Source organism: uncultured Cytophaga sp., from assembly GCF_937863595.1.
Taxonomy (GTDB): Bacteria; Bacteroidota; Bacteroidia; order Cytophagales; family Cytophagaceae; genus Cytophaga.
The window spans coordinates 1-9188 of the sequence record NZ_CALMGQ010000022.1; the positions used below are offsets into that span (position 1 = coordinate 1).

Here is a 9188-nt window from a genome sequence, read left to right on the forward strand (position 1 = left end):
CAATACTGGAAACATTAAAATAGCTGCACAAACTACAAAACGGGGCAAACAATAAATTCCATAAACTATTTTGCATTTAAATAAAATTGGGTAAATTATTGACATCAAAGATTTGTTTTAAAAAATACAAATCGACAAACTAATAATAAACTTTTATTTAAAAATCAATATTATGGATAACGCAACATTATCACCTGAAAAAAGAATACGCTGGCTCGCAAAAGTTTACTTCGGAGTTTTAGACAGCCCCATTCATGATGTAAATCCGTTTGAAGATATTCAACCATTTTTAGAAGCAACAGTTAGTAAAATGGAATGGAGAATTGGAGGACAATCCATTGAAGAATCTAAATCCATTTTTTGCAAACATTTTATGCGTGTCTTAGATTTATACGATTTCAATTTATCAGAAGAAGAAATCATGAAATGCATTAATAACCCCAATATGATAAATAGAGATGTAGTTGCACATTTCGCATCTGTAGGCAAATTCAATTCATAAAAATAGCAGGTTCAACTTATTTGAAAATAAGTTGAACCTGCATCATAAATAAAGTATTTTATGCTTTATCTTCTACCTCAGCATTCGGGGCATTTGTTTTAACAGAAGCAATACCATTTTTACAAGATGATTCTGTTTCATACATTTCACTTGTACCAATAATTTGACCGTTTGTTGCTTTCAAATTAAAATAAAACTTGTCATTCTTAGATTTTTTGGAATCAAATTTTGAATCATCTTGAGAATTCCGTTTTACAGATGCAATACCATTTTCACATGCATCTTTCGTTTTATAACCCTCACTACCTAGAATTTCTTGGCCATTGCCCGCTTTTAAACTAAATTGAAACTCGCCATTTGCTCTTTTTGTTATTACAAATTTCCCCATAATAATATGTTATTGGTGTTAGATTACAAAGAATAATTTTAATTGAGATAGCATTTACGTTTTATAAAAAATATAGTTTAAAATATATAATAAATATTTTTTTGATTTATTATAAAAAAATACCCGATAAACTCCCTACTGTCTCCACGATATGCAAACCGAACAATTGGTGGACAGTTTACAAAACTAATTAATCAAAAATCAATAGCCAAATGAGCGAAGCGTACCAAACAATGGCATATTCATATATAGTGACATAACTGAACTAAACCACATTGATTTAAAACGATTGAACGAGGAGTATTAAGATAACAAATCCCACTAGTTAATTTCTCTTATGACCACTTAAAATTAATATATTTGTATCCTATACATTGAACAGAGCTTAAACTAAATCGTATTGAAAATATAATATTAAATTGAATAATTTTTCGTTCAACTATAAAACTAACGCGCATGATTCAAATTATAAATCAAAAACTTCTTTTACAGATATTTAACCAACTATCTCCAGATAGCAAAGCAGTGTTTGGTAAAATGTCCGCACAACATATGATTGAGCATTTGATTTTAACGCTTAAAATCTCTTCAAACAAAATTCCACATCCAAGTTATTTCAGAGAAGAAAAATCACAAGCAATCAAACAAGCAATTATTTATTCGCCTTTAGAAATGCCGATCGGGTTTAAAGCACCCATGCTTACAGATGATTTATCACCCCTATTACATACATCATTAGAATCTGCTGTTACTGAACTTATGGCAGAGCTAACGTATTTCAATACTTTTTTTAAATCAAATGATGCAATGAAAACAATGAACCCAAGTATGGGAGAATTGAATTATGATGAATGGATCATTTTTCATAATAAACATTTCACGCATCATTTTAAACAATTTGGCTTGGCTTAGTCAAGACCAATTTAATAACAATTAAAATAGACATAGTATATAGAGATCATTTACATTCTCTATATGCTATGTCTATTATTCATTATTAAAACTCCAACAAGTTATGTTCGTACTCCATTAATTGTTGTGCAGACCAATTGGATGCCATACGTCCCTTCTCTTCGCTTGAATAGATATCACTTAAGAATGCGTCTTTAGCGTTGGAAACTTTAATGATATAGGAACTAAACAAACGCAAATCAAACGCATCTGCCAGATTTTTATGTTCCCGATCATTTTCAATATTATACCAAATTGCTTTCGGATTATCTTTAAATAATTTCTCAGCTAAATCTTTATAACTAAAAGATGCTAGTGTAATCTGTATGCCTCTTGTATTTAATGGATGATCTGCAGGGATGTATAGTGTAATTGCCTGTATATCGTATATCCACTTGGATTGTTGTTTATCAAACAAGACATTTTCTTTTATTTCAAGTTGATAGATGTCACGTGCCATATATTTTTCTTCCTGTAGCATTTCCACAACAGCTCTCCAGTTTTCTCCATATTCTAAAAACAAATCTACTGTATCGTCAGATAAAGCAGCCAATGCAGGAGACTGCATGTTTTTATAAAAATTCTTTATGGATAATTCCTTATCCAGCGAATCATTTACGTACGCCTTAACCACTCCATTTGAAACACCATTTATAATGAGCGCTGTAATTTCTTGATTGCGAGAAAAGAGAGGTTCGTTTTGTTTCTCGCGAAGATCTAAGGCGCGCGTTACCGTTCTTTGATACATTACATCAGAAGTATGAATGGGTCTTACAGATAATGGATTATACCCTTCTTGTGCGTAAGTGAATGGCATGCAGCTAAACACCCCGAGAATCATCATTGTCTTTTTCATGGCTATACCGTTTAGTTTTATAGCATAATGAAGCCAATGAAAAAAGATACAGAAAAAATAAACAGATGTAAAAGTCAATTTATCATCGATTTATATCTACAAAAATTAACATAAGATAACATTTTTTGAATCTTTATGTAATGTAATTTTATGTACATATATTGTAAAAAAAGAATCTGAATTAACGATATAATTATTTATTGATTAGCAACTTAATTACTATTTAGCAGTACTTAAACACCTTTCAACGTATTTATAAAACTAGTAAGTATATCATCATTAAACATCAATTTATTATACTACCTAAATACATATTCAACAAATTGATTTTTATTTAATATGTATTTAGGTAGTCATTATCTCTTTTTAACAACACCTTTAATCTTTTACACCAGCTATGTCTAAAGAAATTCGTTTTGAAATCATCCTTGATGGTAAATCTGTTCCATTTTGCAATTCCATTGTGTTGCATCAATCCTTCAATGCACATCACACTTTTGAAGTAGTACTCGATCAAGATGTATTGGGCAAACTTGCCTCGCATGATCTGTACGATTATCAAGATTATGTAGGCAGAGATTTATATATAGGCTTTGGTGAGAACGATCCGCACGACAATGAATTTAATGGCATTGTTACCGAAGTAGGTTTGCAGCAAGGTGAAGGAGCTTGGGGTAAATTAATTTTAAAAGGAAAAAGTAGAACCTGCTTGTTGGATGCAGGCGCCAATTATTCTTCCTACGAAAAAATGGGCTTGATAGATATTGTACATCAATGTGTAGAAAATACAACCTCATCACAACTCAATTTAAAAATTAAGCCTTTTCATAAAGAAGAGATTAATTACATGTGCCAATACGGCGAAAACAGTTTTGACTTTATCAATCGCTTGTCTGCAGAATATGGAGAATGGTTTTTCTACGACGGTTCAGATTTGTGTTTTGGTAGACCAAGCAAACAACAAAATATAGAATTGGTTTATGGCAGCAATATTTCTGCGATGAGCTATGCCATGCAAATACTGCCCAGCAATACAGATGTATACAGCTACAAATCGGCAGACGATAATATTATTATGGCAAGCTTGCCTTCTGTAGATACCACATCAAGCTTAACCAAAACAGCCTTAAAACGCTCATCCGAATTGTATCGCAAGCCTGTAAAACAACCCGCTGCCATACGCATCAACGACCAAAGCCAGATGGATGCGCATGTAAAAGTACAGAAAGGAAAACATGCTGCTACAACCATGTTGCTAAAAGCTACGGGAGATAGTCCGAAAGTTTTATTAGGAAACAACGTCACCATTAAATTATCAAAAGCAGCACCCAAAAAAGGCTATGACGACCATGGTGAATATCTTGTAACGAAAGTCTCACACTTTTTAACGGGTACAGGGTCTTATAAAAACACCATGGAAGCCATTCCTTCTGCCAATGAAATCATCCCCTTCACTGCTCCTAAACCAATAGCTCAAACGCAAATGGCGGTAGTATTGGATAACAACGATCCAAAAGGAATGGGCCGAGTACGCGTACAAATGTTGTGGCAACAAGATACCAATCAAAAAACAGGTTGGATACGTGTAATGACGCCTGATGCGGGTGGTACTGGAGAAGTAAGCAAAAACCGAGGACATGTATTTATACCCGAAGAAGGTGATCAAGTATTAATCGGCTTTAGATACAGCGATCCAAGCAGACCGTTTGTGTTGGGTTCCTTGTTTCATGGCAGCACAGCCGCTGGCGGTAAGGATAAGAACAGCATCAAGTCCATACAAACCCGTAGCGGACATATGATAGAGTTTAACGACACGAGTGGAAGCGAAAGCATTACGATTACAGACAAGAATAAAAATATCATTATACTGGACACCAATGCAAGCAGTATAACCATATCTGCACCCGAAAACATTTCCATTAAAGCAAAGAATATTGATTTAACAGCAAAACAAAATATTTCCTTATCAGCAGGTACAGATATTAGTTTTTCAGCAAAAGAAAACATCACTTCCATTGCAGGAGAAAACATTATAGAGCAGGCAAGTAAAGATGCCACCTTGACTGCAAATAATATTATCGTGAATGCACAAGAAAAAATAAGCCGAAATGCAAAAAATATTTCAGACACTGCAGAAGAAATTGTAGCCAATAGTTCCAAAAAAGATATGATGCTTTCAAGTGGTAAGAAAGTAAACATGCAGAGTGGCGAAAAAGTGAAACTATTTTAAGCTGAAATCAAATGAGGATTACATACATTCCACATCAGGCAAATTATGAAGTTTCATTGTCTTCTGAATGTGCATACTTCAAGGAAGGGAAAGGTACACTAACGTATGATGTTGAAGTAAAACACATTAAAACAGAAGCACATGTTTTCTTTATTGAAGTAAATAAAACAAATGTACTCATGAATGATGCTGAAGCACACGATGCCTTTAATGATATGCTATTACTAACAGCAGAAGCAATAAATAAAGTCGTAGTGCGGGTAAATGAATCAGGAGTACTACTTGGCTTGTCAAATTTTGAAGAGATTAAAAAAAAGTGGTTACATGCCAGAAATATGGCTGAAGATATGTACAAAGGACATATCATTTCGAATTACTTGGAAGGAATGCAAAAAAAGTTTGAGAGCGCTGAAATACTTTGGAATGCCTTAGGTAAAAATTTATTTTATACAGCTTTCTTCAATGGTATATATAAAAATTACATCGATTCTGAAAGTAATGAACAAGAAATGATCATTCGGGATTTACTACCCACACAGGGAGTTGGCATATTGGTAAATCAGACACTTTCTTTAGACAAGGAAGAAGACACCTTTATAGTATCCATAAAAGGAATGGAAGAATTTGATGGAATCAGTCAACACACAAAAGATTTTTTCAAAGGCAAATCACAATTAGAAGCGCTACCTGAAATGTGTTTGGTTGAGGTGGAAGGAACATATAACATAGCTCCTTCAACTGGTGTGATCAATAGCATTCGCATGGAAGCAAAAGTGAGCTATGATGACTTCTATCAAAAAAGCATGTACATAGAAATTATTAAACAGTAGAACAAACAATTTTTAATCCGCTACCAATTATGCCAAATCCAAGTACGACAACAGAAGCACCTGCAAATACTAAAGAAAAAAAGACAGCCTATTTAATTTGTGAAGGAGCACTGTGCGAATGTGCAGGAGGATCAGCCAAGGTCAAGTTAAAAGTTACCAGTCACAAAAAAGCCTACATAAATGGTGATAAATTGGTTGCGACAGAGAAAGATGTAACGTTTGATTCGCCAGGAAATTTTGGTACGTGTTCATTCATGACGTCTCCATATAACACGTGCGCTCCTAGTGTTCAAAAATGGTTACAACCATACAATGATATTGAAGTTGAAAATAACAAGGTCATTACAGATAAATCTGAAATGATGTGTACCACAGGCGGAAAAATAAAAATTACGAAGCATGGGCAAACACAAGATGTAAATGCAGAGCAAGCTAATAATATGGACAGAACCATTGCTGCACAAGTGAATGCATTGGCAGATTTAGCACCTATTGCAGAAGAAGATAAAAAAGTCAGCGTATTAAGTATAAGGGGCGCAATTGTGGATGACCCAAAATACAAACCAGTAACAACGCAGGAAAATCAATCTATAGTAAGTATTACAGAAACAGAAAGAAAGGCAAAAAAAACGATCGAAGATCCTGCAGATATATATGTTCGTCCCGGGCAGGAAGTGGAATTTATCGCCAAACCTGATGGAACAGCATCCTTAGTATGCTGGAAAGTTTCTGGCACAAAAGACCCAGTTCATTTTTTACAACATGGGCCATCTTACCAAACAAGCTTTCCCGAAGTTGGTAAGTATAGTGTCGAAGGATATGGTACGGGAAAAGATTCATTTTTGGATATTGAGACAAGACTTGTTAATGGTAAACGAGAAGATATGAAAGAATATAAAGATTGCATGCTTGATATTCTAGTACAAGAAAATAAACTTATCGATATACGGCATTTAAAATCGGATAACATTATTGATGTAACAAATAAAAAAATAGTAGAAAAAGCACAACTTCGTATCGGTGTTCCAGCAACGTTCGAGCCTGTATTTCTAATGCCTCCCATACAAAATGAGATTGATGAATTAATCTTAGTTATTTTTGATGAATCTGGAACAGAACTACAACGTACAAAAGGACAACCCAAATTAGTATTTGTACCAAAAAACTCTGCTGCTAAATATACCCTTAAAGCTTATTTTGATGGCGCAGAAGCTGACTTTATCTCCTACCCTTTCGCTTCATCATTGAATAGTGTTAATGTAATTGCTACTTCAAATATGAAAGTAGAAAATGAGAGAATTCGTCCGGGTACGTTTGTGAAATTTACGGTACAAAATTCAAAGTTTATGGACGATACCGTAGCACCTGAAATTATTGAAACAGAAAACAGACAAATAAAGTGGTATGAAAATTCTGAAACAGTTGCTGGCACAGGCCCTTCCTATGAAAAGACATATCAAAAAGAAGGAAAGTATACAATCGTTTGTAGAGTAACCGAAGGACAACCAGGTTGGTTTACCGCAGATAAAAATGATGCAGACGATAGAACATTTTATGTTACCAAAAACTATCCAACAGCAATAGAAAAAACAACAACAGGTATTTCTAAAGTAGGTAGAAAAATTTCATTTGAACTGAAAGGGTTTTTCAATATCGATTATACCGATAAAAACACCATCCATTGGGAGTTGATAGGACCTGAAACAAAAGAAACAAAAGCATCCCCTACGTTTGAATTTACACCTACAAAAAAAGGCACCTACAAACTTTATGTAAGCATGAATGGAGGCGCTACAGAACATCCTTTTAAATTTGAATGTACGGCCTGTGAAATTGTAAAAGGCTGGTGGACGGATTCAGATGGCAACATGCTTACTGGAAAAGATGACACAAGCGACCCCAGCAATACGCTTGGTGTTGCAGGCTGGGGACAAGAGGTATGTATTGCATTTAAACATATTGGATTGGGTGGAGAAGTTGTTACAATTGAAGTTTGGGACAAAGACTTTAATGGAACTACGTCTGTATATACAACAGAACTAACATGCACGGAAGGGTACAATGGAGTAAAATGTCCCTTAACACTTGATGGTGATTTAAAAAAGAATGTAGCAAAAAAAGGTGCATCTTCCAATGGCTTGTTATACTTTACAGTGACAGTTAATAATGGTTTAAAAGTAGTTAATAATGGAATGGTATTACCTTCAGGAGAAATCAACTATTTGAAGGTAGATGACACACTTCGAGCGAAAGCATACTTTGCAGATAACAACGATACCAAGAGATATAGCACAGCATCAACTGACATGCCTGTGTATGTACAAGTAAAAAGCACGAATTTGATAGGTGATGAGTTGGAACTCATAATTTATAAATCACTAAATTGGGATATAGATAAAAAATACGAAGAGAAAATAGCTTTCAAAGTAGATAAATATGGAATGGCTTCTGTAAAATTAGACATGTGTATTTTCAATGAAGAATTCTCAAACCCAAATGATTCTATTTCTTTATATGTGAAAGTGCTCAGAAAATCTGATTCAGAAGAATTATATAGCAGTGAAGGTAAATATCCACTTACCTTATATGAAAAACTTAATACAAGTCCTGCATCGAAAAATACTACGAAGGCTTTTGTGATGGTGGATACGAGTGATGGAAAAAAGAATGAAGGAAGTGATGCAATTGAAGGATGTGGATTAATCTATAGAAATGAAATTCAATGTACGAAATATGGAAATCAATATGGTCCAGTATATTGGGGGAGCATTAAATTAAATAGCTATAGTAAATGGTCTAATTTAATTTCTGAAGGAAAATTGACAGATGACGAAAAGGATATCTTAATAGCTATGTCCGAAAATGAAGGAAATCTTGATGCAGTTCAATCATATGATAGTGAAATAGTTACTGTTGGGGCTATGCAAAAAACAATGAACCCACAAGGATATGGGGAATTTCCTATTCAAATGTGGGAGTTCAAGAAAGAATTTCCTGAAAGATTTATTATTTTATTTTCAAATTGCGGTTGGGATGTAAAAGAGGAAGTACAAAAAAATAAAACAATACAATATAGAGCATATTATCAAAATATTACAGGAAGTGACTTAAAAAGTAATATTAGAGCTGGTTTTGAAAAAAATAATTTTAAAAGTAAAGTTCAATGTATAGCAATTGAACCCTTAATAAATGCGGCTAAAGATATTTGTTTTCAATCAAAACAAATTGAAGATTTTATTGACAGATTAAAAAATAAAGTTTTAATTACAATTCCAGAAGGATACGAAAATAAATTATCTGATTATTTAAAATCTAAATTGGGAAAGGCAACAGCATTAGACCATCATATTAACCGTCCCGCTCATCTTAAGTCTTATTTCGGTGAAGCGTTAAATTGGTTTCATGAATTACACTCAAAAGTACAAATATAC

Annotated in this window: 7 protein-coding genes; 5 read left to right on the forward strand and 2 right to left on the reverse strand. The window is 33.7% G+C overall.

Annotated features, from left to right (window positions below):
• Positions 1-172 precede the first annotated feature (172 nt).
• Positions 173-502: a hypothetical protein gene (locus Q0543_RS01765; RefSeq protein ID WP_299248223.1), complete on the forward strand. Its 330-nt coding sequence runs from the start codon at positions 173-175 to the stop codon at positions 500-502.
• A 58-nt stretch (positions 503-560) separates the two neighbouring features.
• Here Q0543_RS01765 and Q0543_RS01770 read toward each other — a convergent pair whose 3' ends face one another.
• Positions 561-893 (reverse strand): YegP family protein, encoded by a 333-nt coding sequence (locus Q0543_RS01770; RefSeq protein ID WP_366799931.1) that lies wholly within the window; start codon positions 891-893, stop codon positions 561-563.
• A gap of 453 nt (positions 894-1346) precedes the next feature.
• Between Q0543_RS01770 and Q0543_RS01775 the strand changes: the two genes are divergently transcribed.
• On the forward strand, positions 1347-1802 hold the full coding sequence (locus tag Q0543_RS01775; protein ID WP_299248226.1) for a hypothetical protein: 456 nt from the start codon (positions 1347-1349) through the stop codon (positions 1800-1802).
• A gap of 85 nt (positions 1803-1887) precedes the next feature.
• Here the strand turns inward: Q0543_RS01775 and gldN are convergent, their stop codons facing one another.
• The gene (gene gldN / locus Q0543_RS01780; RefSeq protein WP_299248228.1) at positions 1888-2658 is read right to left on the reverse strand and encodes a gliding motility protein GldN; all 771 of its coding nucleotides are present in this window, start codon (positions 2656-2658) and stop codon (positions 1888-1890) included.
• A 436-nt stretch (positions 2659-3094) separates the two neighbouring features.
• On the opposite strand from gldN, the gene Q0543_RS01785 reads away from it, so the two are divergent.
• From Q0543_RS01785 to Q0543_RS01795, 3 genes are all read left to right on the forward strand, one after another.
• The gene (locus tag Q0543_RS01785; protein ID WP_299248230.1) at positions 3095-4927 is read left to right on the forward strand and encodes a phage baseplate assembly protein V; all 1833 of its coding nucleotides are present in this window, start codon (positions 3095-3097) and stop codon (positions 4925-4927) included.
• A gap of 11 nt (positions 4928-4938) precedes the next feature.
• Positions 4939-5757, forward strand: a complete 819-nt coding sequence (locus Q0543_RS01790; protein WP_299248232.1) for a hypothetical protein — start codon at positions 4939-4941, stop codon at positions 5755-5757.
• Positions 5758-5786: 29 nt separating this feature from the next.
• A partial coding sequence (locus Q0543_RS01795) for a DUF4280 domain-containing protein (RefSeq protein WP_299248234.1) occupies positions 5787-9188 on the forward strand: 3402 nt, incomplete at its 3' end.

What these genes read in the sequence shown, in the direction of transcription:
- Q0543_RS01765 (WP_299248223.1), top strand. Translation starts at nt 173, where the DNA reads ATGGATAACGCAACATTATCACCTGAAAAAAGAATACGCTGGCTCGCA.
- Q0543_RS01775 (WP_299248226.1), top strand. Translation starts at nt 1,347, where the DNA reads ATGATTCAAATTATAAATCAAAAACTTCTTTTACAGATATTTAACCAA.
- gldN (WP_299248228.1), bottom strand. Translation starts at nt 2,658, where the DNA reads ATGCCATTCACTTACGCACAAGAAGGGTATAATCCATTATCTGTAAGA.
- Q0543_RS01785 (WP_299248230.1), top strand. Translation starts at nt 3,095, where the DNA reads ATGTCTAAAGAAATTCGTTTTGAAATCATCCTTGATGGTAAATCTGTT.
- Q0543_RS01790 (WP_299248232.1), top strand. Translation starts at nt 4,939, where the DNA reads ATGAGGATTACATACATTCCACATCAGGCAAATTATGAAGTTTCATTG.